We start from the raw sequence: 23216 nt of genomic DNA, 5'->3' as shown, positions 1-23216 counted from the left end.
GGCGCGCTACTTGGAATCGCGCGACGTCGTGGTGTCGAGCGGGATCACGCGGCCCGACTCGTAGCGGCGCACCGCGCTCGCCGCCACCGCTGCATCGGCGGGGCCGAGCGTCTGCGGTTTGACGGCGTCCTCGGGGTGCGCGAGCTGCGCCGCGAGATTCGTGTAGGTTGCGCAGCCCCATTGCATGCTCGGACGGCGCAAGCCCGCGTCGGTCAGGAGCGACGGACGCGCGAGCTTCGCGCAGTCGGGCGGCACGGCCGACTGGCCGTCGTAGCCGATCACCGATTCGTTGGGCATGTTGCGCGGCGGCTTGAAGCAGCCGCTCGCGGTCGCGGCGAACGCGCAGACGAGGGCAAGAATGAGAAGTCGTGAGTGGTTCATGGCATCGCGCTCAATAGACATAGCCGGCCGCGCCGACCAGACGCGGCTGGCCCGGCTGCGGCTCGTCGCCGGACTGGCGTTTGAAGCTGTATTCGACGTCGCTCGACGGCGAGATCAGCGAGTCGAGCGGCGAGCGCAGCTTCGCCGGATCGGTCGGTTCGACGAGATACGGCGTGACCATGATCACGAGTTCCGTCTTGTTGTTCTGGTAGTTCGAGGATGAGAAGAGCTTGCCCAGCACCGGTATCGAACCGATGCCCGGCACTTGCGACACGATGTCGGACGTATTGCTCTGCAACAGGCCGCCGATCGCAAAGCTTTGCCCGCTCGCGAGTTCGACCGTGGTGTCCGCGCGCCGCACCGAGAGGCCCGGCACGGTGACGCCGCCCGTTGTCACGCTCGCGGTCGAATCGATCTGGCTCACTTCCGGGCGCACCTTCAGGCTGATGCGGCGCTCGTTGAGGACAGTCGGCGTGAAGTCGAGCTTGACGCCGAACTGCTTGAATTCGACCGAGATCGCGCCATTGGTCTGCGAGACCGGGATCGGAAATTCGCCGCCCGCGAGGAAGCTCGCGGTCTGGCCCGACAGCGCGACCAGGTTCGGCTCGGCGAGCACGGTGAGCAGACCCTCCTGATTCAGCGCATCAACGAGCGCGCGGATGTCCACGTTGCCCGTCTTGAATGCGCCGAGCAGCGAGTACGCGTTGTTGGTCGGCAGGTTCACCGGATAGGTGACGCCGCCCGCGCCGTTTGCGATTGGCTGGCTCAGGTTGTAGATCGGGCGGCCGCTGAAGATGCCGCCATAGAAGTTGCCGACCGCGCTGCCCATCGCCTGCCAGTTGATACCGAGCTGCTGCGTGACGTTGCGGTCCACTTCGGTGATGCGCACGCGCAACTGCACCTGCAACGGCCGGTCGATGGTCATGCGGTTGATCAGCACTTCCTTGTCGGCGAGGTAAGGCGTGACCGCCTGCACGATGGCATCCGCGTCCAAAGAATTCGGAACCTGGCCGGTCAGAAGAAGCGAGCCCTGGCCCGTGCTCACCTGCACGTTGAGATTCGGAAAGCGGCCGGCGATCGTATTGCGCACCGTGATCATGTCGCGCGCGACGACGATCGTGCGTTGCAACAGCGTCTTGTTGTTCGGCCCGAGCACGTAGAGCGTCGTGGTGCCGGTTTTCTTGCCGAGCACGAACAGCGTCTTCGGCGAAGGCACGTGCACGTCCGCGATCGTCGGATCGGCGACGAACACCGACACGGCGTCCTCGCTCAGACGCAGCATCGTGCCCTTGCCGGCATCCATCGAAAGCGGGCCTTGCTGGAGCGCCGGCTGCTCGGCGGCCGCCGTGGCGAACGGACTGGCGACCGTCCTCCCGGCAGCGACGCCGGGCTGGGCGGCCTCGGCCGCCGACACCGCCCCGAGCACGAGCATCGCGCACGCCAAGACGGGCGCGACGAGCCTTGCATCGGTGCAACTCGAACTGAACTGCGTTTTCATGACTTTGAATCCTGGCGATATGACGCTGCGGCGACCGGTGGACACGGCTCTCAGCGCGGAGTGGGAACGGTCGGCAGCGGCGGCGCCGTGTCGGCTGCGCCGCTCACTTGCGCGACGCTCGACCCGTCGGCTTTGTCGGAGCCGCGATAGATGGTCACCGTGCGCGGCATGGGCGGCGCGACGCTGCCCGTGCTGGCATGCGGCGTGTGCGAACGCGGCAGATCGCGCACCGCGCGCGAGATGTCGCCGGCCCAGATCGGCGCGCGCTCGGTCGACGACGCCGCCGCCGACGCAGCCGGATCGCGCGTGACCGTCGCGAAGCTGCGCAGCGCGAGCGACAGGCTGCCGAGACGCGCGGCGACGGCGACGACCTCGCCCATCCGCGGCGTCACTTCCAGCGTGACGGTGCGGGCGCGGCTGGTCGTTTCGGGCGCATCGCCGTTGTTCTTCGGGCGCTTGATCTCCGAGCCGACCGCCAGCACGCGCACATGCTCGACGACCGTTTCGCTCGACACCGCGAGATCCGGCGAGTCCGTGCGGCGCTCCATCTGCTGGGTCAGCAGCAGGTCGACGTAGTCGCCCGGCTGGATCAGGCCCGCGTTGCCGGAGACGTCGTCGACCGCAACCGAGACCGCGCGCATCTCCGGCTTGAGCGTCGCCGCGAGGAAGCCGGGCGCGCTCGGCAGGATCACGTCGTCGGCGACGAGCACCGCGCCGCTTGCGACCGGATGGCGCAAGAGCGCGCCTTTCAGATCGGGCGCATTCGGCGCGCCGTCGACGATGGCATTGACCGGAACAGCGGTCGCGGGCAGCTGCTTCCAGATGAGGTCTTCGTCGCGCAAGAGAAGGCCTTGCGGAAGATCGGCGGCGCTGACCTGCACCTTCTGGGTCGAGACGACGGGCGGCGCGGAAGGACGCGAGGCGCTTGCGATGACCACCCGCACGATCAGGGCAATCAGGATCGCACCGACGAGCAACACGGCAAATTTGATGATGTTGGACATGCTGACGTCGACCTATCGCGTGGAAAGCAGGGGGAGCAGCGCGGGCAGCACGATGACGACACCGCCACCGAGTGCAAGCGCCACACCGTAAGGCACACCGCGTGCGCCGGAAAACATCGCGAGCGCCCGCATCGGGTGGGAACGCTGCGAAGGATTCATCTTTCGCGTGGCAAGACTGACCAGGGACACCAAGGTCCCGATCACCGAAATGAGCGTCAATGCGGGCAGCGAGAGACCGAGGCCCGCCCACAGAAAGATGACGGAGGCGAGCTTCGCGTCGCCGCCGCCCAGCATCCGCGCCGCGAAGAGCGCTGCGCAGACGAGAAAGACGCCGAGCGCGAGAAGCAGATGCGCGAGGACGTCGTCGGCGGACATGCCGGAGAGCAGCGCGTCCGCGAAAAAGAGAGCACCGATCGCGAGGACGATCTTCGTCGGCAGGCGCCGCGAACGAACGTCGATGACCGCGAGCCACAGAAGCGCGCACAGTACGACAAGGCGAATGGCAAGGGACAGGGTCTGCACGATGGTCGAGCGTGTGAAACGTGAATAAGAAAGATCCAGGCGAGCGGCGCCCGGATCTTCGGCGTCACCGGACCGTTGCTTAAGGCTTGGACGCGGCCTGGATGTTGTTGAACAGATTCGTGAACAACGTGCCCATGCCGGTGTTGAATTGCGTGCCCACCGCCGTGAGCGCTACGACGACGATGCCCGCCAGAATTGCATACTCCATGGCGCTCACGCCACGTTCATCGCGGACGAACGCTTTGAAGAAATTGCGCATTTTGATTTCCTTTTACGAGAAGGTAGGTGTGGACCCGGTACGAGAACACGGACCGAGTACGACACATCCTAGCGACTGTTCAAAGAAATAATCTCGCCAAATGAAGCCCTTAATGGCCTCATTTCGGGCATTTGGAAACGCGTTGGAATCGCCGCTAATCGGCAGAAAATCAAAAATCTTTAGGGGGGAGAAACCGCTTATTTTCGTGCAGGACGCCCGCAATCATGCGGTTGCAATGAAGGTAGGATTTGCCGCTAAACGTTTGCGCGCCTGGCGCATTAAACGCGACGTTTCGCGAGGCCTAAGATCGCGTCGATCATGCTTTGCGCTCTTTAGAGAGCGTTTAGCGCCATGGCTAGTGGAGCGCAGCGTCCGTTGCTTTGCCGAGGGACGGCTAAAGACGGGTGATGCAGTATCGGCATTTTATCCCGTACCCCCCCGCAGTTGGCAAGTCGGCGCGTCATAAATATCGGGAAAACCCTTTGCCGGTTAGTCAATTCTTGTGCGCCCGATCCACCGAAGGCAGATCGATCTCCCTGCTGGCGTCGCGCAAATCGTCGCGCGCCTCTCTAGCGAGCTTTTCATAACGCTCGCGAAAACGTCCCAAATCCTTCTCGTCGAGTTCTTCCAGATCGAGCAGCGCGTTGTGCGCCTTGTCGACGGCGCGGATCAGTTCGTCGAGCTTGATCTGCATCGCGGCGGTGTCTCGGTTCTGCGTGTTCTGGATAAGGAAGACCATCAGGAACGTGACGATGGTGGTCGACGTGTTGATGACGAGTTGCCAGGTATCGCTGAAGTGAAAGAGCGGCCCGGAAATGGCCCACGCGAGCACGAGCAGCACCGCGATCACGAACGTCGATGCATGTCCGGAAATCTGCGCAAGCGAGTTCGAGAACTTGAGGAACCAGGATTTTTTCATGTTCATTCTCCGCGACGGTCGGATGGGCAAGCCCGGCTAGAATAATGCCTGTGACTTCCACCATCGACTTTTTCGCTTCCTCGGACGTCGTCGCGAGGCTATTGATCGGCGCCGTGCTGACGGTCGACGGCGTCGGCGGACGCATCGTCGAGACCGAGGCCTATGACCGCGAGGATCCGGCGTCGCATAGTTTTTCCGGGCCCACGCCACGCAATGCGGTGATGTTCGGCCCGCCCGCGCATGCGTACGTCTACCGCTCCTACGGAATCCACTGGTGCCTGAATTTCGTGTGCCGCGAGGCGGGTCATGGCGCGGGCGTGCTGATTCGCGCGATCGAGCCGCTTCATGGCATCGACGTCATGCGCGAACGGCGCGGGCTCGAACCACTCAGACTGTTGTGCTCCGGGCCGGGACGCGTCGCTCAGGCGCTTGGCGTGACGCATCGGAACAACGGGATGTCGGTGCTCGAAGCGCCGTTTTCCGTGGAGCCGGCGCCGGCCGGCGAAGCGGTCGAGATCGTCTGCGGTCCGCGAATCGGAATCTCCAAGGCTGTCGACGTGCCGTGGAGGTTTGGACTCGCCGGGTCCAAATTCGTCAGCAAGCCCTTTAAAGAGTGATCGCCGCCTCGATACGGTTTCGTCGGCTCACGCTCCCTCCTTACTCCGCGGCCCTCAACTTCCGGACCTCATCGTCGGAAGGCTGGACACTGGCTCCATCGATGTACCGATACGAAGCCATGATTCCTTTTCCGTCCTTTAGCGCAGTCACGCCGACATACGCTCCCATGGTCGACTGGTTGTCGATGGCCCGATACGAAATGGGCCCGAACGGCGTGTTCACCGCCAGCCCTTTGAACGCCGCGGCCAGCTTGTCCGAATCGGCCGACCCGGCTTTTTTCAGTCCATTGGCAAGCGACATCATCGCGCTATACCCCACCACCGATCCAAGCCGCGGATAGTCGTGATACTTCGCGCGATAGTCGGCGACGAACTTCTTGTTGGCGGCCGTATCGACGGAATACCACGGATAGCCCGTCACGATCCAGCCCACGGGCGCCTCCGCGCCGAGCGGATCGAGATACTCCGGCTCGCCCGTCAGCAGCGACACCACCGCACGATCCTTGAAGAGGCCACGCGTGTTGCCCTCGCGAACGAACTTGCCCAGGTCGGCGCTGAACAGCACGTTGAAGATCGCATCGGGCTTCGCATCAGCCAACGCCTGCGCCACCGCGCCCGCATCGACATTGCCAAGCGGCGTCGCCTGCTCCGTCACGAACTCGACATCCGGTTGCGCCGCCTTCATGAGCCGCTTGAACGTCGCCACGGCGGACTGGCCGTACTCGTAGTTCGGATACACCAGCGCCCAGCGCTTCTTCTTGAGCTTCGCCGCTTCCGGCACCAGCATCGCGACCTGCATGTATGTGGACGGCCGCAGGCGGTACGTATACTTGTTGCCGTCCTGCCAGACGATCTTGTCGGTGAGCGGCTCGGCAGCCAGGAAAAAGATGCGGCGCTGCTTCGCGTAGTCGGCGAGCGCCAGGCCCGTGTTCGACAGATACCCGCCGAACAGCAGCTTCACCTGCTCGCGCGCAACGAGTTCCTGCGCGACGCAAATCGTGTCGCCAGGGTTTCCGTTGTCGTCGCGCGAGACGACTTCGAGCTTGTTGCCGTTCACGCCGCCCGCCGCGTTGATCTCGTCGAGCGCGAGATTCCAGCCGTTCTTGTATGGACCCAGGAACGCCGGCTGCGCTTTGTAACTGTTGATCTCGCCGATCCGTATCGTCTCGGCCCGCGCGCCGCATGCGGCGAACGTGGCGCCAAGCGTTACTGCAATGACCGTCAGACGAGAGAGCGTTGCCGCGCGCTTCATGAAGATGACTCCGGGTTGAATGTTCGGTTAAGACGTCATTGTGCCAGCGGACCGCCGCGCTGCCGAACGCTAGACAGCGAGATAGTCCCGCCGCACGGTTTCGTCGCGCGCGAGTTCGTCTAGCGTGCCTTCGAAGCGCACCTGCCCGCGCTCGAGCACAAACGCGCGATCGCTCACGAGTTCCGCAAAGTGCAGGTTCTGTTCCGAGAGCAGCACGGAAAGGCCTTCGCGCTTCAACTGGAGAATCATGTTCGCCATCTGTTCGACGATGACAGGCGCGACGCCTTCCGAAGGCTCGTCGAGCAGCACGAGATGCGGGTTGCCCATCAATGTGCGCGCGACGGTAAGCATTTGCTGCTCGCCACCGCTCATGCGGCTCGCGAGACGCTGGCGCATTTCACCGAGATTCGGAAAGAGGCGAAAGAGGCGCTCGGGCGTCCAGAGCGGCGCGCCCTCGCGCGGCGGCTGACGGCCGGCGTCGAGATTCTCCATCACCGTCAGGTCGCCGAACACGCGCCGGTCCTCGGGCACATAGCCGAGCCCGAGCCGCGCGATGCGATACGGCGGCAGCGCGGCGATACCGTGTCCTCTGAACGTGAGCGAACCCGATGTGCCCGGGAGAAGCCCCATGACCGCCTTCATCGCCGTCGACTTGCCCGCGCCGTTGCGGCCCATCAACGCGACCACTTCGCCGCGTCCGACCTCGAAGCTCACATCGAACAGAACCTGCGCCCGGCCATAGAACGCGTTCAGGCCGGCGACTTCGAGCATGGGTTCGCGCGCGCTCATCGCCTGACTCCGCCAGCGAACGTCGCGCGCGGTGCAAACGACTTGCCCGTGCCGAGATAAACCTCCTGCACGCGCGGATTGTTGCGCACGCTGTTCGCATCGCCCTCGGCGATCACCTTGCCGCGCGCGAGCACGATCAGTCTGTCGGCGTATTCGAACACCACGTCCATGCTGTGCTCCGTGAACAGCACGCCGATGTTGCGCTCCGTGACGAGGCGTCGCGTCAATGCCATCAGCGCGTTGCGCTCGCCCGGCGCCATGCCGGCAGTCGGCTCGTCCATCAAGAGGAGCTGCGGCCGGTTCGACAACGCAATCGCCAGTTCGACGCGCTTCACGTCCCCATAAGCGAGCACGCCGCATGCGCGCCGCGCATGTCCCGCCATGCCGACTTCGTCGAGCAGCGCCATGGCCTCGTCGGCATGCGACGAGGCCGCGGGCTTCCACAAGCCGAAGAGGCGCCGTTCACGCGATGCGAGCGCCATCTGCACGTTCTCGAGGACCGTCATCGAATTAAAGGTGGCCGCGATCTGGAACGTGCGCCCGACGCCGAGCCGCCAGATGTCGCGCGAACGCATGCCGGCGATGTCGTTGCCCTTAAAGATGATCGATCCCGCCGACGGCTTCAACTGGCCGTTGACCATGTTGAAGCACGTCGATTTGCCCGCGCCGTTCGGACCGATCAGCGCGAGCAGGCGTCCGGCGGCGACATCGAAGGAAACGGCGTCGACGGCCTTGACGCCATCGAACGACTTCGAGAGATTCGTCACGCGCAACAGCATCACTCGGCCTCCGCGAACCGCTCGCGCACGAATCCGGCGATGCCCTGCGGAAACGCGATCACGAGCAGCAGGATCGCCGCGCCGAGCAAGGCCTGCCAGTAGTCGGTCTGACGCGCGACGGTGTCCTGCAGCCAGGTGAAGACCGGGGCGCCGACGAGCGGTCCCGCGAGCGTCTGCACGCCGCCGATCAACACCATCACGAGGCCGTCGACGGAACGCCCGACGCTGATCACTTCCGGCGAGATGTTGCCCTTCGAGAACGCATAGAGCGACCCCGCGAGCCCGCAAAAGAGCGACGAAATCACGAACGCGGCCCACTGGATGCGCTGCACGTCGATGCCGATCGCCTCGGCGCGCAACGACGAATCACGCGCGGCGCGCATCGCGGCGCCCATCGGCGCGAACAGCATGCGGCGCATCAGCCACACGCCGCCTGTCGTGAAGATGAGCGTCACGTAGTAGTACGCGATGGGCGAACTCAGCCACGGCGAAGGCCACAGGCCGAGGATGCCGTTACTGCCGCCCGTCACCGCGTCCCACTGGAAGACGACGGACCACACGATCTGCGCGAACGCCAAAGTGAGCATCGCCAGATAGACGCCGGAGAGGCGCACGCTGAACCAGCCGAACACGATGGCGCCGAGTGCCGCAAGCAACGGGCCGAGGACGAGCGCCACTTCCATCGGCCACGCGAACACCTTGAGGAACAGCGCCGCGCCATACGCTCCGAGTCCGAAATACGCGGCATGACCGAACGAATGCATGCCGCCCGGGCCCATGATGAAATGCAGGCTCGCCGCGAAGAGCGTCGCGATCATGATCTCGACCAGGAGCACGGGCAGGTACGGAAACCAGCCGGCCAGAAGCGGCGCGACCGCCAGCATCGCGACGACGATTGCAGCGACGACCCGAAGCCGTTTGCCTGCGGGACGCAGCGGCCGCTCGGGCAGGCTCATCGACCGCACCGCGGTCTGCGCGCGGCCGAGCAGGCCCCACGGACGCAACACGAGCACGATCGCCATCACGACGAACTCAGCGACGAGCGTGAACTTGCTGAGCGAGAAGTCGATCCCGAAGATCGACACGTGTCCGATGCCGATGCACAGCGCCTTGATCTCCGCGATCAGGAGCGCCGCGATGAACGCGCCCGGAATCGAACCCATGCCGCCGACCACGACGACCACGAACGCATTGCCGATCGTGTCCAGATCGAGCGACAGGTTCGCCGACATGCGCGGCACCTGCAACGCGCCGCCGAGTCCCGCGAGAAACGCGCCGGCGAAGAACACGCCGGTGAAGAGCCACGACTGATTGACGCCGAGCGCGCCGAGCATCTCGCGATCGCCCGTTGCGGCGCGCACGAGCGTGCCCCAGCGCGTGCGCGTGAGCGCATACCAGAGCGCGGCGAGCACGAGCGGACCGATGACCACCAGCGCGACGTTATAAGCAGGCAGTTGATGGCCGAGCAACTCGACGGCGCCCGCCAGATGCGGCGCGCGCGGGCCGAAGAGATCTTCCGGTCCCCACAGATACAGCGCGGCATCGTGGAAGATCAGCACGAGCGCGAACGTGGCGACCAGATTGAAGAGCTCGGGCGCCTTGTAGATGCGGCGCATCACGATCACTTCGACCAGCGCGCCGAGTACCGCGATCACGAGCGCAGCCGCGAGCACCGAGAGCCAGAAGCCTGCGATCGTCGAGCCGAAGCGGCTCGTCAGGCTGTAGGCGACATACACGCCGAGCATGTAGAACGATCCGTGCGCGAAGTTGACGATGCGCGTCACGCCGAAGATCAGCGACAGGCCGGAGGCGACGAGAAAGAGCGCGCAGGCGTCGGCGAGTCCGTTGACGAGTTGTACCAGCAGGTTCGAAAGCATCGGCTCGGCGGCGGATTGGCGAATGAGGCGTAATTATCAATGAATTGCCGCAGCCGGTCTCGATGTCCTTCGTTTCGTTGCAGGCTTGCCCGCGCGGCATCCGCCCGTGGAAAAACGTATTGACGCCGATTTTGGCTCGTATATCCTCGACGACAGGGAATCGTCAACTTCGCGAGCGGCTTTTCGTCAAGCATTTGCTGCCTTCGCCGACCCGCGCCACGGCTCCCTCAAACCTCAACAATCGAGTGAAATCGTGAGAGTCCGAAGCCCTCTGGTCATATGGAGCAGAAGCCTGTACACCGGGCCTTCGCGCGCCGAGCGCTCCATGACCTGTCGCTGCGGCAGTCTTTTCGATCGCCGCTTCCAGTCTGCGTTCACCGTTCTGTCGCGCCGCTCGGTGCGACGTCACAACTCTGTGGCTGCACGCGCGTTCATCGCGGTTCATTGCGTCGGCGTGTCGTCGCTGCTGCCGTAGCGCCTCTCTCGCCGCTCCTTCCTCTTTCAATCCGATTCGTTCATCGCGCATGAGCGCGGGTGGCGTTTGCGTTTGCGTTTTCTTTTGCCGCTGACGACCCCGAATCGGATCCAACGGTTTTGCCGCGCGCAGACGCCGGGGCGTAGTGCTGCTCCGCGTTCATGCGGCAACTCAAGGACTCGCACCATGCAACGCATCGACGAATTTCTTAAGCAGCATCGCATCACCGAGATCGAGGCCATCATTCCCGACATGGCCGGCATCGCGCGCGGCAAGATCATGCCGCGCAGCAAGTTCGAGTCGGGCGAAACGATGCGCCTGCCGCAAGCCGTGATGATCCAGACCGTCACGGGCGAGTATCCCGGCGACGGCACGCTCACGGGCGTCACCGATCCCGACATGGTCTGCGTGCCCGATCCTTCGACGATCCGCCTGATTCCGTGGGCCGTCGATCCGACCGCGCAGGTGATTCACGACTGCGTGCACTTCGACGGCACGCCCGTCGCCATCTCGCCGCGCCGCGTGCTGCGCCAGGTGCTCGACAAGTACGCGGCGAAGGGCTGGAAGCCGGTCGTCGCGCCCGAACTGGAGTTTTTTCTCGTCGACATGAACCGCGACCCGGACCTGCCGTTGCAGCCGCCGATAGGCCGGACCGGCCGTCCCGAGACGGGCCGTCAGGCGTATTCGATTGAAGCCGTCAACGAGTTCGATCCGCTCTTCGAAGACATCTACGAGTACTGCGAGGTGCAGGAACTGGAAGTCGACACGCTGATTCACGAAGTGGGCGCAGCGCAGATGGAGATCAACTTCCTGCACGGCGATCCGCTCAAGCTCGCGGACCGCGTGTTTCTCTTCAAGCGCACCGTGCGCGAGGCCGCGCTGCGCCACAAGATGTACGCGACCTTCATGGCGAAGCCGATGGAGAACGAACCGGGCTCGGCGATGCATGTGCACCAGAGTCTCGTCGATGGAGAAAGCGGGCGCAATCTCTTCACCGGACGCGACGGAGAACCGACTTCGCTCTTCTACGGATATCTCGCGGGACTGCAAAAGTACACACCCGCGCTGATGCCGATCTTCGCGCCGTACATCAACTCGTACCGGCGGCTCTCGCGCTTTATGGCCGCTCCGATCAACGTTCAGTGGGGCTACGACAACCGCACCGTCGGCTTTCGAGTGCCGCATTCCGAACCGGCCGCACGGCGCATCGAGAACCGCATACCGGGCGTCGACTGCAATCCGTATCTGGCGATCGCCGCGACGCTCGCCGCCGGCTATCTCGGCATGACGCAACACCTCGAACCCACCGACCCGCTCGCGAGCGACGGCTACGCACTCGCGTATCAACTGCCGCGCAATCTCGAAGAAGGCATCACGACGATGGCCACATGCGAGCCGCTCGCCGAGATGCTCGGCGAGAAGTTCGTGCGAGCGTATCTCGCGCTGAAGGAAACCGAGTACGAAGCGTTCTTTCGCGTGATCAGTTCGTGGGAACGCAAGCATCTTCTGCTGCACGTATGAACGCGAATCAAAGGAGCAAGACGATGAACGATCGAATCGAAGCCATCGCATCGAAGCAGGACCGCACCACCGCCGAATACCGCGCGCTCGACGCCGCGCATCACCTCCATCCGTTCTCGGACATGGCCGCGCTCAACCGCGCCGGCAGCCGCGTGATCGTCAAGGCGGAGGGCGTCCATCTCGTCGACTCGGACGGCAGGCGCATGATCGACGGCATGGCCGGCCTCTGGTGCGTGAACGTCGGCTACGGACGCCGCGAACTTGCCGAGGCGGCGTATCGACAGATGCAGGAACTGCCCTTCTACAACACGTTCTTCAAGACGACGCATCCGCCTGTCATCGAACTCTCGGCGCTGCTGGCCGAACTCGCGCCCGCGCCGTTCAACCGCTTCTTCTATTGCAGCAGCGGCTCGGAAGCGAACGACACGATGCTGCGCGTCGTCCATCGATATTGGGCGGCTGCGGCCAAGCCGCAGAAAAAGTTCGTGATTGCGCGCAGAAACGGCTACCACGGCTCGACGATCGCGGGCGGCACGCTCGGCGGCATGGACTTCATGCACGAGCAGATGCCGTCCAAAGTCGAAAACATCGTGCATATCGACCAGCCGTACTGGTTCGGCGAAGGCGGCGACATGACGCCCGAAGCGTTCGGGCTCGAGCGCGCCCGGCAACTCGAAGCAAAGATCCTCGAACTCGGCGCCGATCAGGTGGCGGCATTCGTCGGCGAGCCGTTCCAGGGCGCGGGCGGCGTAATCTTTCCGCCTCCCACCTACTGGCCGGAAATCCAGCGCATCTGCCGGAAATACGACGTGCTGCTCGCCGCCGATGAAGTCATCGGCGGATTCGGCCGCACGGGCGAATGGTTCGCTCACCAGCACTTCGGCTTCGAGCCGGACATCATCACGCTGGCGAAGGGCCTGACGAGCGGCTACGTACCGATGGGCGCCGTGGGTCTGCATGATCGCGTGGCGGACGTCATCGTCGGCAATGACGAGTTCAGTCATGGATTCACGTACTCCGGGCATCCCGTGGCGGCGGCTGTCGCCGTGGCGAACCTGAAGCTCTTGCGCGACGAACGGATCGTCGAGCGCGTGAAGCACGATACCGGCCCGTATTTCCAGCAGCGCCTGCGCGAAGCGTTGAGAGCGCATCCCATCGTCGGCGAGATTGCGGGCGCCGGGCTCGTCGCGGGCATTCAGCTCGCGCAGGAACCGCGCACACGTAAGGGCTTTGCGAACGGCGACGAAGTCGGCACGCTATGCCGCGACTTTTGCTTCGAAGGCAATCTCGTGATGCGCGCAAGCGACGACCGCATGCTGCTGTCGCCGCCGCTCGTCATCTCGCACGCGGAGATCGACGAACTGGTCGCGAAGGCCAGATCCGCGATCGATGCCACTGCACGCGCGCTCGGCCTCTCATGACGCGGAGCGCCGGTCAGATGCCCTTCTCGACCATGTCGAGAAGGCGCTCGCCTAAAGCCTCGGCCGCGCGGCGATCGAGGCGCTGCAAAGGCCCTTCGATCAACAGCAGCGCGAAGCCATGCACCGCCGACCACGCGAGGTATTCCGCGTCGGGCCGGCGCGCGGCAGGCAACACTTCCGACTCGACCATCCGGTCCAGCGCCGCGCTCAGCAACTGAAACGGATCGAGGCCGCTCTTTCCCGCGCTGTCGGGGTCGTGGCTTTCCCAATCGGATTTCGGCGCGACGAATGCGGTGCGAAAGAGTCCCGTCTCGGTTTGCGCGAAACGCAAATAGCCGGTGCCGACCGCGCGCAGGCTCGCGCGCGCCGCGTCCGCGCGCCGCCGCTTCTTCGGCAGCGCGGCAAGCTCGGCCTCCATCGCCATCGCCACCGCCGACAGCGCCGCCGCGCGCACCGCCGCCAGCAATTCGTGACGGCTCGCGAAGTGCCGGTAAGCCGCATTCGGCACGACACCCGCGCGCCGCGTGGCTTCACGCAGCACGACCGCATCCGGGCCGCCATCGCGTGCAAGTTCGATGCCCGCATTGAGCAAGGCGCGTCGCAGGTCGCCATGACGATAGGTCGTGCGCGGCTTCGGTTTTGTCATATTGTTCTTTTAAAGCGCTGCAATGTGGACGCCGTCCATTATCTCTGGTATTTTTTGTGGACGGTGTACACAAACAAAAAATCCCTGTTTTCAAGGGACTTTCTTTATCGTCGTGCATCGAGTCAAGGAGGCGAGCATGGTCGAATCGAATGGTCGCGCGAGCGACGAAGCCCGCATCCGCGAACTCATCGCCGCATGGCAGCGCGCGGTGATCGCCAAGGATGCCAATGCGTTGATCCGTCATTACGCAAGCGACGTCGTTGTGTTCGACGTCGTGCCGCCCGCATCCTTCACGGGATCGGAGCGCTACCGCGAGCACTGGCAGCGCTGGTTCGATTCCATGAAGGGACCGATCGGCTTCGAGATGAACGACATCCAGGTGGTCGCGGATGGCGACGTCGCGTTTGCGCACAGCGTCAATCGTGTCGTCGTCGACGGGCAGGACAATCTGGTGCGCGCTACCGTGGGCTTTCGCAGGATTGGCGGCGACTGGCGCGTCGTGCATGAGCACGCGTCGGTGCCGCTCATGATGGACATGGACCCCGACGACGAGTCATAACTCAAGGAGCAGTCATGCTAGTTCAGCCGTATCTGTTTTTCGAAGGACGTTGCGAGGAAGCGCTGAAGTTCTATTCGGAGAAACTCGGCGCGCAGTCGCAGATGATGATGCGCTACAAGGAAGGGCCGCAGGAGAACAACGCCTGCACGAGCCGCCCGGAGATGGCGGAAAAGATCATGCACGCGTCGATTCGCATCGGCGACACCGAGGTGATGGCCTCCGACGGCATGTGCAGCGGCAAACCGAATTTCCAGGGCGTGTCGCTTTCGCTCACAGTCGAGGACGTGGCGAAGGCCGAGCAGTGCTTCAACGCGCTGGCCGAAGGCGGCCAGGTGCAGATGGCGCTCACGCCGACGTTCTTCGCCGAACGCTTCGGCATGGTCGCGGACAAGTTCGGCGTATCGTGGATGATCCTCGGCGGCCTGCACAAAGGCGCGCCGCAATAAGCGCCCGGCGCGCGCGGCCATCGGCCCCGCGCGCTTCTTGAACACACTGTCACGCTCGCGCGCTGGCGCGCTTCGTGCATGATCCGGAGCGCGCCGTCACGAAGCCTTGGAACGTCTCTTGCGCGCTTTTCCCCTGTCCAAACCGAAGGAGAAGCGCCATGAGCAACTATGCCGGACGTTCACAGGAAGACCGCATCGCCCAACGCAAGGAAGAGAAGCCGAAGGCGCAGGAACAGCCGGGCGGCGCGATGGCCCGGGAAGGCACGCACCCGGACAAGGAGCGCAGCAGCGGCGAGTTGTCCGAGAAAGGCAAGGAAGTCTGGCGCACCGGCTCGGGCATCGACGGGGGCGGCAAGACCTAGCGCCTCTGCGGGCTTCCTGGAATTCCAAAACGTGGAACAATGGATTTCCCAAGAGAAAGCCAGAGGAGTCATCGATGAGCGCCCCGCGTCAATCCAACACTTCCGCTTCGGACATGCCGGCGGGTTCCGTCGATCGTCCAAGCCGCGAAGAGGCCGAAGCCGCCGTCCGCGTGCTGTTGCGCTGGGCCGGCGACGATCCGCGCCGCGAAGGCCTGCGCGATACGCCGGCGCGGGTGATCCGCGCGTACGAGGAATTTTTTCGCGGCTACGAGCAAGACCCGCGTGAAATTCTCGCGCGCACGTTCTCGGAAGTGCAAGGCTATGACGAGATGATCGTGCTCAAGGACATCCGCTTCGAGAGCTATTGCGAGCATCACATGGTGCCGATCATCGGGCGCGCACACGTGGCCTATCTGCCGAGCAAGCGCGTCGTCGGCATTTCGAAGCTGGCGCGGCTCGTCGACGCATTCGCCAAACGCCTGCAGATTCAGGAAAAGATGACCGCGCAGATCGCCGATACGCTCGATGAAGTGCTGCAACCGCTCGGCGTCGGCGTGATTCTGGAGGCGGCGCACCAGTGCATGTCGACGCGCGGCGTGCACAAGGCGGGCGCGTCGATGGTCACGTCGCGCATGCTCGGCTCGTTCCGCGACGACCCTTCCACGCGCCGCGAATTTCTCGCGATCGTCGGCAATCAGAACGCTTATAGCGTGTCGAATACGTAACGCACGTAACGCACACGTACAGCGCATTTACGCGCCGTAGCTGTGGCCGTTGTCCGGCGGCTCGGTACCGCTGCCTTCGCGCACCTTGCCCTGTGACACACTGCTCCCCGGCGGCACACTGTGCGTAAGCCACACGTTGCCGCCGATCACCGAACCGCGCCCGATCGTCACGCGGCCGAGAATCGTCGCGCCCGCGTAGATCACCACATCGTCCTCGACGATCGGATGCCGCGCATTGCCCTTCACCAGCGCGCCGTCGCTGCCCGACGGAAAGCTCTTCGCGCCGAGCGTCACGGCCTGATACACGCGAACCCGCTCGCCGATCACCGCCGTCTCGCCGATCACGACGCCCGTGCCGTGGTCGATGAAGAAACTCGGGCCGATCGTCGCGCCCGGGTGGATGTCGATGCCAGTCGCCGAATGCGCGATCTCGTTGATGAAGCGCGCGAGCAGCGGCACGCCGAGCCGATGCAGCGCATGCGCGAGGCGGTGGTGCGTCATCGCGCCCACGCCGGGATAGCACAGCAGGATTTCCGTGATGTGCTGCGCGGCCGGGTCGCCGGTGAACGCCGCCTGAATATCGGAAACGAGCAGCGCGCGAATAGCGGGCAACTGCGCGCCGAATTCGCGCGAGATGTCGAAGGCGCGCTTGGTCAGGTCGGCGTCGCGCATGTCGTGCGACTCGGGCAGGAAGCGCAGCGCGCGACGCACCTGTTCGAACAACAGTCGCAGCGTGCTTTCGAGCGTATGGCCGACGTAGTAGTCGACGCTTTCGTCAGTCAGATCGGGAGCGCCGTAATGCGTCGGAAAAAGCGCGGCCCGCAGGCCGTTGACGATCTTCACGATCGCATCGCGCGAAGGCAACTCGCGGATACCGAGCGGATGGCGCGTCCGATGCAACTCCTCGCGCGACGCGCGCAGTCCGGAGACGATATCGGCAAGTCCCCATTCGGTGGTCGGATCGTCGGGAGGCGGGGGCAGTTTGTTCGGCATGGTCACGATGAACGAGGGGAACGGCCGCCACGAGCGGACAAAATGGAACGATTATCCAAGATTAACCGCTTTTGCGGATCGGAGTTTGACTGGCGGAACGGGCTGTCGGGCTCGGCCGTGCATGCATCGTTTCCGCTCGTTCAGACCGTGATGTTGCTCGCGTCGATCCATCGCACGGCCCAGTCGCGGGCGTGCGCGATGGCCTCGTCCGCGTTTCGGAAGCGCAGCTCCGAGGGAAAGAACCGGTTCGCGACGAGTTCGCCATCGCTCGTTCGCGAGATCACGACGTACGGATGGAAGCTGCCATCTCCGGCCCGCGCGGGCGCACAATTGAGTAGATAGCCGCGATGTGAAAAAGCAGCATCGTGTTGCATGAGTCACCTGTGTGAAAGTGCCCTGCTAATTCGATTCGGCAACGCGCCAGCGCGAAGCCCGGCCGCGAACCACGCATCGGTTGCGTGGCTTGGTGAGGCTCGATCGAATCTCGGCTTACGGGCTGGCAGGTTTCAAATCATACTCTGTAGAAAACGCGCCTTGGGTTGAAAAACGTGCGTGAAAATTCGATGGTCGGTCAAGTGGCCGCTCCGACAAGGCTTGCGGTTCCGGCGCCAAAAACCCGGAACGAGTCTTGCGGGCGCAAGTTCTCATTTGCAGAACGGAGCACATCATGAACAACGCGGAAAGCAACGAACCGAAGGACAAGCAGGCACAACGCGCGGGCGAAAGCCCTGTGAAGGTGCCCGAAACCGAGACGGCCCACCTCAAGGTCGAGGACGCCGCGAAAGCGGCCAGCGGGCAGGAAGCGGGGCTTGGTCAGGCGCGCGGCTCGGGTGCATCGAAGTCCGGCGACGCGGGCGTGTCCGGCGGACCGCTCGGCCTCACGACGCGGCATCCGGTCGGACAGGACGTGCTGAACGACGAATCGCTCGACGACACCGTCGACACCGACGGCAAGAACCGCGATGCGAAGCGCGACATGGAAATGCGCGAGCGCGAACCCGACTCGGTGATCACGTCGAACGCGACGCTCGTGAACTACGTGGGCGAGCCCGGCGATGGCCTCGGCGGTTTCGACAGCCGGCCTGGCCGCAATGGCCTGCTGCTTGCACTGGAGCACGGCTACCGGATGATCGACAAGGGCATGGTGGCGCCGCAAGTGACCGAAGTCGAACACCGGCAGCAATTCGAAGCGCGCGACCCTCATGGCCACACGCTGCGCGGGCGCAAGCACTATGCGCTCAACCACATGCGTCCGTCGCGGCTGATTGAATTGCAGCGACGCGACAAATAATCGCTTCCATCCATCCCACCGCGAAAAGGGCCGCTGAAGAGTCAGCGGCCCTTTTCAATTGCAGCGTGCCAGTTGCGCCGACGAATCAATCCTTCTTGTCCTTTTCGTCCTCCGGCTCGATGCGCGTCACGCCGCCCGTCGCCGGGGGATCGCTCGCCGGGAAAGTGTCCTCGACGGCTTTATCCACGTCCTCCTCGTCGCGTTCCGAATGCGGGTTCTGTTCTTTCACGTTGCTCATCGCTGACTCCCTTGGTCGTAGTGTCTTACGGTCATTCGAGAGAGCAACCGTCGTTCCAGAGATGGCGCGCAGCGATCGGGCACGACTCCTGCGATAACGTCCCGCGCCGATCAACCCCGCACTGACACGGAGCCGGACATGAGCACTGTCAACGCGTATTCAGGCAACACCGCGCATTCCCTCGACGCGAGCGACGCATCCACCGAGACGCGCAACCGCGTCCGGACCACGCGGATCGAGCGCGATTCGCCGCATGCCGCCGCGCTGACGAGTCTGGCGCTCGCCTACGCCCTCTCGTGGGCAGAACTTGGCCTCGCCGCGACGATCGGTCTTCCCGGCGACGCCGGTAGCCACCCGCTCGCGGCGTCGGTGGTCGCGCGCGTGCTCGTCGGCTTGCTGTATCTGTGCGTCGCCGCGCGGCTGCAATGGGCGCGCTGGGTCACGGTGACGCTCGGGTTCGCATCGGTTGCGCTCGTCGCGCCGACGCTCGCGCTTCAGTGGGAGACGTTCCCGGCGGCGGCGGTCTTGTCCGGCGTGGCGCTCGTGTGCAGGCTCACCGCTTCGCTCTTCCTGCTCGCGCCGTCAGCGGATGTCGCGGCCTCGAAAACGGCCGGAATCGCCTGAACGCAAAACCCCGGTGCACAATGGTGGCCTTCTCCTTTTACGGATGAGCCAGCCATGAAAATTGCCGTGATCGGTGCCACGGCACCGTCGGACGCGCCGTCTTCGCCGAACTCGCGAAGCGTCACGAGACCCTCGAAATCGGCGCCACGCGCGGCGCACATCGCGTGGACCTGAAAGATCCCGACAGCATCCGCCGCCTGTTCGATTCCATCGGCCAGGTCGACGCGATCGTCGCGGCCGCGGGCCACGTTCACTTCGGCGAACTCGTGAAGATGACGCCCGAACAATTCCGCATCGGCCTCGACGACAAGCTGATGGGCCAGGTCAACCTCGTGCTCGGCGCGCGCGACTATCTGAACGACGGCGGCTCGTTCACGCTCACGAGCGGCATCGTCGGCGCGGAGGTGATCCGGCTGGGCGCGGCTGCGGCAGCCGTGAACGGCGCTATCGAGGGTTTCGTGCGCGGCGCGGCGATCGAATTGCCGCGCGGATTGCGCATCAACGCGGTATCGCCGACGATGCTGGAAGAGGCAAGCGAGAGTTTCGGCCCGTACTTCCGCGGCTTCGAAGCGGCGCCGGGCGCGCGCGTGGCGCTGGCGTACAGCCGCAGCGTCGAGGGCGCCGAAACCGGACGCGTGTACAAGGTGCATTGAGCCAAGCCGATGCAGTGGACGAAAGACGCATACCGCGTCACAACCGACGTCGACGCATTCCAGTTCGACGTCGTGCACCGTTATCTGAGCGAGGTGGCGTACTGGTCGCCGGGCATCGCGCGCGAGAAGGTGGAGCGCGCGGCGCGCCATTCGCTCGCGTTCGGCCTCTTCGAGCGCGATGCGCAGATCGGCTACGCGCGCATGATCACGGACGCGACGACGTTCGCCTATCTCGCCGATGTTTTCGTACTGCCGGAGCATCAGGGCAAAGGCCTCGGCATCTGGCTGATGGAATGCGTCCTCGCCCACGACGACCTGCATGACCTGCGCCGCCTGATGCTCGTCACGTCCGATGCGCACGGCCTCTACGCCCGATTCGGCTTCACCGCGCCCGCGAACCCGGAGCGGATCATGGAAAAGAAGCCGTAGCCGTCGGGCATCGCGCGTCAGACGCGCGGCTGAAACGCGATCACGCCCATCCCGACGAGCGCGATCGCCGCTCCGGCGACATCCCACGCGCTCGGCCGAATGCGGTCGACGGCCCACAGCCACGCAATTGCCACGCCGATATACACGCCGCCGTAAGCCGCGTAGACGCGCCCGGCAGCGGCGTCGTGCAGCGTGAGCAGCCATGCGAACAGGGCGAGCGACAGCGCGCCCGGCACGAGCAGCCACGGCGATCCGCCGGCCTTCAGCCATCGGTACGGAAAGTAGCAGCCGGCAATCTCGGCGACGGCGGTGATCACGTAAAGCAGAAAGGTTTTCATGAGCGATGACGTGTCGGTCGAGGCTGCACATTATCGGGCGCGCGAACGGTTGCGTCGACGCACTTCGCTCGGGACAATGACGCCTTCGCCGCCGTCATCCAATCGACATTGAGCCCCTCCCCTACCTCGTCGCCCGTTCCGGTGCGCTGGCATCGCCGCGTGCTGACGCTCGCGTTTCCGATCGTCCTCGCGAATCTCACGCAGCCGATCCTCGGCGCGGTCGATACCGCCGTCGCCGGCCATCTCGACGGCCCGCAGTATCTCGGCGGCGTCGCGCTCGGCGGGCTCGTCTTCAACTTCGTGTTCTGGGGCTTCGGCTTTTTGCGCATGGGCACGACCGGTATCGTCGCGCAGGCATACGGCGCCCGCGACGACGCCGCGCTCTGCGCGAGCCTCCTGCGCGCATTGCTGCTCGCCGCCGCGATCGGCGCGGCCGTACTCGCGTTGCAGGTGCCGCTGATCGGCTTCGGCGTCGCCGCGCTCGGCGGCAGCGACGCCGTGCAGGCGAGCGCGCGCCTTTACTGCCACGCGCGCATCTGGGCGGCGCCCTTCGTGCTCGCGAACTACGTCGTGCTCGGCTATCTGCTCGGCACGCAGCGCGTGCGGCTCGCGCTCGTCACGCAGGTCTTCATCAACGCGGTGAACATCGTCGCGGTGCTCGCGTTTGTCTACCGGCTCGACTGGGGAATCGCGGGCATCGGCGCCGCGACCGCCGTCGCCGACGCTTGCGGCTTCGTGCTCGGCATCGCGATCCTGTGGCACGTGCGCACGCGCGGTCTGCCGCCGCCCGCGTGGACGCAGCTTCTCGACGCCCGCGCGATGAGGCGCCTCGTCGCGATCAACCGCGATATCTTCGTACGCACGCTCTGCCTCGTCGGCTCGTTTGCGTGGTTCGCGCATCTCGGCGCGCGGCAAGGCGACGCGATTCTCGCGGCCAACGCGCTGTTGCTCAATTTCCAGACGTTCATGGCGTTCGGTCTCGACGGCTTCGCGCACGCGGCCGAAGCGCTGGTCGGCGCGGCGACGGGCGCGCGCGACCGCCACGCGTTCCGGCAGGCCGTGAGGGTGACGATGCTGTGGTCGGCGATCGGCGCGGCGGGCTTCACGCTCGTCTACTGGGCGGGCGGCGCGTGGATCATCGGACGGCTCACCGACCAGCCCGCCGTGCGTGCCGCCGCCCTGCACTATCTGCCCTGGGCGGCCGCGCTGCCGGTCGCGTCGGCGGCGGGTTTTCAGCTCGACGGCGTGTTCATCGGCGCGACGCGCACGCGCGAACTCATGAAAGCGATGGCCGTCTCGTTCGCCGTCTTCGTGCTGGCGGCGTGGGCGCTTGCCGGGCCGCTCGGCAATCACGGACTGTGGCTCGCGCTGACGATCTTCATGATCGCGCGCGGCGTGACGTTGCTGGTGCAACTGCCGTCCATCGAACCCGGGATGGCTACGCGCTGACCATCAGTGGGCTTTCACATCCTTCGCTGCCAGCCCATCCAACAGCGCCTTGTGAAACGCGGCCGGGTCCTGCATCTGCGGCGCATGCCCGAGTTCCGGAAACTCGACGAGCTTCGCCCCCGCGATACGCTCCGCCGCGAGCTTCGCGAGATCGGGATAACGGCCGAGCGTCGGACGAATCTCAGGCGGCGCCAAATCCTTGCCGATGGCAGTCGTGTCCTTGTCGCCGATGAGCAGCAGCGTCGGCACGTGCAGCGCGTCGAATTCGTAGACGACGGGCTGGGTGTAGATCATGTCGTAGAGCAACGCCGAGTTCCACGCGACCACTTCCTTGCCCGATCCGCGATACATGCCCGCGAGCATCTGCACCCACGGCTCGTAGTCGGCGCGCCAGTGGCCCGCGTAGTAGGTGCTCTGTTCGTAGCGGCGAATGCCGTCCGCGCTGGTCTTCAGCTCGCGCGCGTACCAGTCGTCGACGGAGATCGACGGCACGCCTTTCGCCTTCCAGTCCTCCAGCCCGATCGGGTTGACGAGCACGAGCTGCTCGGTCTCGCGCGGATACATCAGCGCATAGCGCACCGCGAGCATGCCGCCCGTCGAATGCGCGATGAGCGTCGCCTGCTTCACGTTCAACGCCTGCAACAGCGCGTGCGTGTTGCGCGCGAGCTGCTGGAAGCTGTACTGGTAGCGCGCCGGCTTGGTCGATTTGCAGAAGCCGATCTGATCCGGCGCGATCACGCGATAGCCGGCTTCGGTCAGCGTCTCGATCGTTTGCCGCCAGGTCGCGGAGCAGAAATTCTTGCCGTGCAGCAGCACGGCGGTGCGGCCGTTGGGACGCGGCGGATGCACGTCCATGTAGGCCATTCGCACCACTTGCCGCTGCGACGTGATCGAAAACTGCGCGACCGGATACGGATAGTCGAAGCCCTGCAACTCGGCGCCGTACGCGGGACCATCGTTGCTGTAGACAGGCGCGCTCCCGGCGGTCGACGAAGACGACGGTTCCTGCGCGGATGCGTGCATCGCGAGACACAGCGTCGCGAGCGAAAGGAATGCGGACAGCGAGCGGCTCGTGAGGGTCATGGAGGCGTATCGGTTCGATTCGGACAGGGATGATGCGGGAGATTCTATCGCGCGAGGTTTTTCGGC

28 protein-coding genes and 1 pseudogene are annotated in these 23216 nt (G+C 64.7%); 13 read left to right on the top strand and 16 right to left on the bottom strand.

Going from position 1 to position 23216, the window contains the following annotated elements:
• Positions 1-6 precede the first annotated feature (6 nt).
• The 6 genes from AWB66_RS20555 to AWB66_RS20530 all read right to left on the bottom strand — a co-directional run bounded on the left by AWB66_RS20555 (position 7) and on the right by AWB66_RS20530 (position 4583).
• On the bottom strand, positions 7-381 hold the full coding sequence (locus AWB66_RS20555) for a CpaD family pilus assembly lipoprotein (RefSeq protein ID WP_087632023.1): 375 nt from the start codon (positions 379-381) through the stop codon (positions 7-9).
• A gap of 10 nt (positions 382-391) precedes the next feature.
• Positions 392-1879, bottom strand: coding sequence for a type II and III secretion system protein family protein (locus AWB66_RS20550; RefSeq protein ID WP_407642302.1), 1488 nt, complete (start codon positions 1877-1879; stop codon positions 392-394).
• Positions 1880-1929: 50 nt separating this feature from the next.
• On the bottom strand, positions 1930-2883 hold the full coding sequence (gene cpaB / locus AWB66_RS20545; protein ID WP_087632022.1) for a Flp pilus assembly protein CpaB: 954 nt from the start codon (positions 2881-2883) through the stop codon (positions 1930-1932).
• A gap of 12 nt (positions 2884-2895) precedes the next feature.
• Positions 2896-3405, bottom strand: a complete 510-nt coding sequence (locus AWB66_RS20540) for an A24 family peptidase (RefSeq protein ID WP_087632021.1) — start codon at positions 3403-3405, stop codon at positions 2896-2898.
• 79 nt (positions 3406-3484) lie between these two features.
• Positions 3485-3664 (bottom strand): Flp family type IVb pilin, encoded by a 180-nt coding sequence (locus tag AWB66_RS20535; RefSeq protein WP_087632020.1) that lies wholly within the window; start codon positions 3662-3664, stop codon positions 3485-3487.
• Positions 3665-4157: 493 nt separating this feature from the next.
• Positions 4158-4583 carry a low affinity iron permease family protein gene (locus AWB66_RS20530; RefSeq protein WP_087632114.1) on the bottom strand — a complete coding sequence of 142 codons (426 nt, stop codon included), beginning with the start codon at positions 4581-4583 and terminating at the stop codon, positions 4158-4160.
• Between the two features lie 44 nt (positions 4584-4627).
• Here AWB66_RS20530 and AWB66_RS20525 point away from each other — a divergent pair, with 44 nt between their 5' ends.
• Positions 4628-5200, top strand: a complete 573-nt coding sequence (locus tag AWB66_RS20525) for a DNA-3-methyladenine glycosylase (RefSeq protein WP_087632019.1) — start codon at positions 4628-4630, stop codon at positions 5198-5200.
• 40 nt (positions 5201-5240) lie between these two features.
• Here AWB66_RS20525 and AWB66_RS20520 read toward each other — a convergent pair whose 3' ends face one another.
• The 4 genes from AWB66_RS20520 to AWB66_RS20505 form a co-directional block, all read right to left on the bottom strand.
• Positions 5241-6452: an ABC transporter substrate-binding protein gene (locus AWB66_RS20520; protein WP_087632018.1), complete on the bottom strand. Its 1212-nt coding sequence runs from the start codon at positions 6450-6452 to the stop codon at positions 5241-5243.
• A gap of 69 nt (positions 6453-6521) precedes the next feature.
• Positions 6522-7241: an ABC transporter ATP-binding protein gene (locus tag AWB66_RS20515; protein WP_087632017.1), complete on the bottom strand. Its 720-nt coding sequence runs from the start codon at positions 7239-7241 to the stop codon at positions 6522-6524.
• Positions 7238-8023 carry an ABC transporter ATP-binding protein gene (locus AWB66_RS20510; protein ID WP_087632016.1) on the bottom strand — a complete coding sequence of 262 codons (786 nt, stop codon included), beginning with the start codon at positions 8021-8023 and terminating at the stop codon, positions 7238-7240. The genes AWB66_RS20515 and AWB66_RS20510 overlap by 4 nt, the downstream gene beginning before the upstream one ends.
• A complete protein-coding gene (locus tag AWB66_RS20505; protein WP_087632015.1) occupies positions 8020-9897 on the bottom strand; it encodes an ABC transporter permease in 1878 nt (625 codons plus the stop codon). The genes AWB66_RS20510 and AWB66_RS20505 overlap by 4 nt, the downstream gene beginning before the upstream one ends.
• A 106-nt stretch (positions 9898-10003) precedes the next feature.
• On the opposite strand from AWB66_RS20505, the gene AWB66_RS33015 reads away from it, so the two are divergent.
• The 3 genes from AWB66_RS33015 (at position 10004) to AWB66_RS20495 (ending at position 13314) form a co-directional block, all read left to right on the top strand.
• Positions 10004-10372 carry a hypothetical protein gene (locus AWB66_RS33015; protein ID WP_125469760.1) on the top strand — a complete coding sequence of 123 codons (369 nt, stop codon included), beginning with the start codon at positions 10004-10006 and terminating at the stop codon, positions 10370-10372.
• 186 nt (positions 10373-10558) lie between these two features.
• Entirely contained in the window at positions 10559-11893 is a 1335-nt protein-coding gene (locus AWB66_RS20500; RefSeq protein WP_087632014.1) for a glutamine synthetase family protein, read from the top strand.
• A 23-nt stretch (positions 11894-11916) separates the two neighbouring features.
• Complete coding sequence (locus AWB66_RS20495; RefSeq protein ID WP_087632113.1) at positions 11917-13314, top strand: aspartate aminotransferase family protein; 1398 nt, start codon at positions 11917-11919, stop codon at positions 13312-13314.
• Between the two features lie 13 nt (positions 13315-13327).
• Here the strand turns inward: AWB66_RS20495 and AWB66_RS20490 are convergent, their stop codons facing one another.
• Positions 13328-13960 (bottom strand): TetR/AcrR family transcriptional regulator, encoded by a 633-nt coding sequence (locus tag AWB66_RS20490; protein ID WP_087632013.1) that lies wholly within the window; start codon positions 13958-13960, stop codon positions 13328-13330.
• Between the two features lie 136 nt (positions 13961-14096).
• On the opposite strand from AWB66_RS20490, the gene AWB66_RS20485 reads away from it, so the two are divergent.
• The 4 genes from AWB66_RS20485 (at position 14097) to folE (ending at position 16052) form a co-directional block, all read left to right on the top strand.
• A complete protein-coding gene (locus AWB66_RS20485) occupies positions 14097-14519 on the top strand; it encodes a YybH family protein (RefSeq protein ID WP_087632012.1) in 423 nt (140 codons plus the stop codon).
• Positions 14520-14533: 14 nt separating this feature from the next.
• Positions 14534-14965: a VOC family protein gene (locus AWB66_RS20480; RefSeq protein WP_087632011.1), complete on the top strand. Its 432-nt coding sequence runs from the start codon at positions 14534-14536 to the stop codon at positions 14963-14965.
• A gap of 158 nt (positions 14966-15123) precedes the next feature.
• Positions 15124-15327, top strand: a complete 204-nt coding sequence (locus AWB66_RS20475; protein ID WP_087632010.1) for a hypothetical protein — start codon at positions 15124-15126, stop codon at positions 15325-15327.
• A 74-nt stretch (positions 15328-15401) separates the two neighbouring features.
• Positions 15402-16052: a GTP cyclohydrolase I FolE gene (gene folE / locus AWB66_RS20470; protein WP_087632009.1), complete on the top strand. Its 651-nt coding sequence runs from the start codon at positions 15402-15404 to the stop codon at positions 16050-16052.
• A 27-nt stretch (positions 16053-16079) separates the two neighbouring features.
• On the opposite strand, the gene epsC is transcribed toward folE, so the two are convergent.
• Together epsC and AWB66_RS20460 are read right to left on the bottom strand one after the other, a co-directional pair.
• Positions 16080-17045, bottom strand: coding sequence for a serine O-acetyltransferase EpsC (gene epsC, locus AWB66_RS20465; RefSeq protein ID WP_087632008.1), 966 nt, complete (start codon positions 17043-17045; stop codon positions 16080-16082).
• A 140-nt stretch (positions 17046-17185) separates the two neighbouring features.
• Positions 17186-17419, bottom strand: coding sequence for a hypothetical protein (locus AWB66_RS20460; protein ID WP_087632007.1), 234 nt, complete (start codon positions 17417-17419; stop codon positions 17186-17188).
• 293 nt (positions 17420-17712) lie between these two features.
• Here AWB66_RS20460 and AWB66_RS20455 point away from each other — a divergent pair, with 293 nt between their 5' ends.
• Positions 17713-18336: a DUF3005 domain-containing protein gene (locus AWB66_RS20455; protein WP_087632006.1), complete on the top strand. Its 624-nt coding sequence runs from the start codon at positions 17713-17715 to the stop codon at positions 18334-18336.
• Between the two features lie 85 nt (positions 18337-18421).
• Here the strand turns inward: AWB66_RS20455 and AWB66_RS34065 are convergent, their stop codons facing one another.
• Entirely contained in the window at positions 18422-18574 is a 153-nt protein-coding gene (locus tag AWB66_RS34065) for a hypothetical protein (protein ID WP_200819028.1), read from the bottom strand.
• 138 nt (positions 18575-18712) lie between these two features.
• On the opposite strand from AWB66_RS34065, the gene AWB66_RS20450 reads away from it, so the two are divergent.
• The 3 genes and pseudogenes from AWB66_RS20450 (at position 18713) to AWB66_RS20440 (ending at position 20280) form a co-directional block, all read left to right on the top strand.
• The gene (locus AWB66_RS20450) at positions 18713-19198 is read left to right on the top strand and encodes a hypothetical protein (protein WP_200819027.1); all 486 of its coding nucleotides are present in this window, start codon (positions 18713-18715) and stop codon (positions 19196-19198) included.
• A gap of 54 nt (positions 19199-19252) precedes the next feature.
• Positions 19253-19851, top strand: a pseudogene (locus AWB66_RS20445) (short chain dehydrogenase).
• A 9-nt stretch (positions 19852-19860) separates the two neighbouring features.
• Complete coding sequence (locus AWB66_RS20440; RefSeq protein ID WP_087632005.1) at positions 19861-20280, top strand: GNAT family N-acetyltransferase; 420 nt, start codon at positions 19861-19863, stop codon at positions 20278-20280.
• A 17-nt stretch (positions 20281-20297) separates the two neighbouring features.
• Here AWB66_RS20440 and AWB66_RS20435 read toward each other — a convergent pair whose 3' ends face one another.
• A complete protein-coding gene (locus tag AWB66_RS20435) occupies positions 20298-20618 on the bottom strand; it encodes a YnfA family protein (RefSeq protein WP_087632004.1) in 321 nt (106 codons plus the stop codon).
• 108 nt (positions 20619-20726) lie between these two features.
• Between AWB66_RS20435 and AWB66_RS20430 the strand changes: the two genes are divergently transcribed.
• On the top strand, positions 20727-22067 hold the full coding sequence (locus AWB66_RS20430; RefSeq protein WP_235021179.1) for an MATE family efflux transporter: 1341 nt from the start codon (positions 20727-20729) through the stop codon (positions 22065-22067).
• Between the two features lie 3 nt (positions 22068-22070).
• Here the strand turns inward: AWB66_RS20430 and AWB66_RS20425 are convergent, their stop codons facing one another.
• A complete protein-coding gene (locus AWB66_RS20425; protein ID WP_087632002.1) occupies positions 22071-23150 on the bottom strand; it encodes an alpha/beta fold hydrolase in 1080 nt (359 codons plus the stop codon).
• Positions 23151-23216 lie beyond the last annotated feature (66 nt).

This window comes from Caballeronia telluris (genome assembly GCF_001544495.1).
GTDB classification, from domain to species: Bacteria; Pseudomonadota; Gammaproteobacteria; order Burkholderiales; family Burkholderiaceae; genus Caballeronia; species Caballeronia telluris.
This window is presented reverse-complemented; position numbering and strand designations above follow the sequence as displayed.

Excerpts from the sequence above, each read along its gene's own strand:
- AWB66_RS20555 (WP_087632023.1), bottom strand. The coding sequence starts at position 381 with ATGAACCACTCACGACTTCTCATTCTTGCCCTCGTCTGCGCGTTCGCC.
- AWB66_RS20550 (WP_407642302.1), bottom strand. The coding sequence starts at position 1,879 with ATGAAAACGCAGTTCAGTTCGAGTTGCACCGATGCAAGGCTCGTCGCG.
- cpaB (WP_087632022.1), bottom strand. The coding sequence starts at position 2,883 with ATGTCCAACATCATCAAATTTGCCGTGTTGCTCGTCGGTGCGATCCTG.
- AWB66_RS20535 (WP_087632020.1), bottom strand. The coding sequence starts at position 3,664 with ATGCGCAATTTCTTCAAAGCGTTCGTCCGCGATGAACGTGGCGTGAGC.
- AWB66_RS20530 (WP_087632114.1), bottom strand. The coding sequence starts at position 4,583 with ATGAAAAAATCCTGGTTCCTCAAGTTCTCGAACTCGCTTGCGCAGATT.
- AWB66_RS20525 (WP_087632019.1), top strand. The coding sequence starts at position 4,628 with ATGCCTGTGACTTCCACCATCGACTTTTTCGCTTCCTCGGACGTCGTC.
- AWB66_RS20520 (WP_087632018.1), bottom strand. The coding sequence starts at position 6,452 with ATGAAGCGCGCGGCAACGCTCTCTCGTCTGACGGTCATTGCAGTAACG.
- AWB66_RS20515 (WP_087632017.1), bottom strand. The coding sequence starts at position 7,241 with ATGAGCGCGCGCGAACCCATGCTCGAAGTCGCCGGCCTGAACGCGTTC.
- AWB66_RS20505 (WP_087632015.1), bottom strand. The coding sequence starts at position 9,897 with ATGCTTTCGAACCTGCTGGTACAACTCGTCAACGGACTCGCCGACGCC.
- AWB66_RS20500 (WP_087632014.1), top strand. The coding sequence starts at position 10,559 with ATGCAACGCATCGACGAATTTCTTAAGCAGCATCGCATCACCGAGATC.
- AWB66_RS20495 (WP_087632113.1), top strand. The coding sequence starts at position 11,917 with ATGAACGATCGAATCGAAGCCATCGCATCGAAGCAGGACCGCACCACC.
- AWB66_RS20490 (WP_087632013.1), bottom strand. The coding sequence starts at position 13,960 with ATGACAAAACCGAAGCCGCGCACGACCTATCGTCATGGCGACCTGCGA.
- AWB66_RS20485 (WP_087632012.1), top strand. The coding sequence starts at position 14,097 with ATGGTCGAATCGAATGGTCGCGCGAGCGACGAAGCCCGCATCCGCGAA.
- AWB66_RS20480 (WP_087632011.1), top strand. The coding sequence starts at position 14,534 with ATGCTAGTTCAGCCGTATCTGTTTTTCGAAGGACGTTGCGAGGAAGCG.
- AWB66_RS20475 (WP_087632010.1), top strand. The coding sequence starts at position 15,124 with ATGAGCAACTATGCCGGACGTTCACAGGAAGACCGCATCGCCCAACGC.
- folE (WP_087632009.1), top strand. The coding sequence starts at position 15,402 with ATGAGCGCCCCGCGTCAATCCAACACTTCCGCTTCGGACATGCCGGCG.
- epsC (WP_087632008.1), bottom strand. The coding sequence starts at position 17,045 with ATGCCGAACAAACTGCCCCCGCCTCCCGACGATCCGACCACCGAATGG.
- AWB66_RS20460 (WP_087632007.1), bottom strand. The coding sequence starts at position 17,419 with ATGCAACACGATGCTGCTTTTTCACATCGCGGCTATCTACTCAATTGT.
- AWB66_RS20455 (WP_087632006.1), top strand. The coding sequence starts at position 17,713 with ATGAACAACGCGGAAAGCAACGAACCGAAGGACAAGCAGGCACAACGC.
- AWB66_RS34065 (WP_200819028.1), bottom strand. The coding sequence starts at position 18,574 with ATGAGCAACGTGAAAGAACAGAACCCGCATTCGGAACGCGACGAGGAG.
- AWB66_RS20450 (WP_200819027.1), top strand. The coding sequence starts at position 18,713 with ATGAGCACTGTCAACGCGTATTCAGGCAACACCGCGCATTCCCTCGAC.
- AWB66_RS20440 (WP_087632005.1), top strand. The coding sequence starts at position 19,861 with ATGCAGTGGACGAAAGACGCATACCGCGTCACAACCGACGTCGACGCA.
- AWB66_RS20435 (WP_087632004.1), bottom strand. The coding sequence starts at position 20,618 with ATGAAAACCTTTCTGCTTTACGTGATCACCGCCGTCGCCGAGATTGCC.
- AWB66_RS20425 (WP_087632002.1), bottom strand. The coding sequence starts at position 23,150 with ATGACCCTCACGAGCCGCTCGCTGTCCGCATTCCTTTCGCTCGCGACG.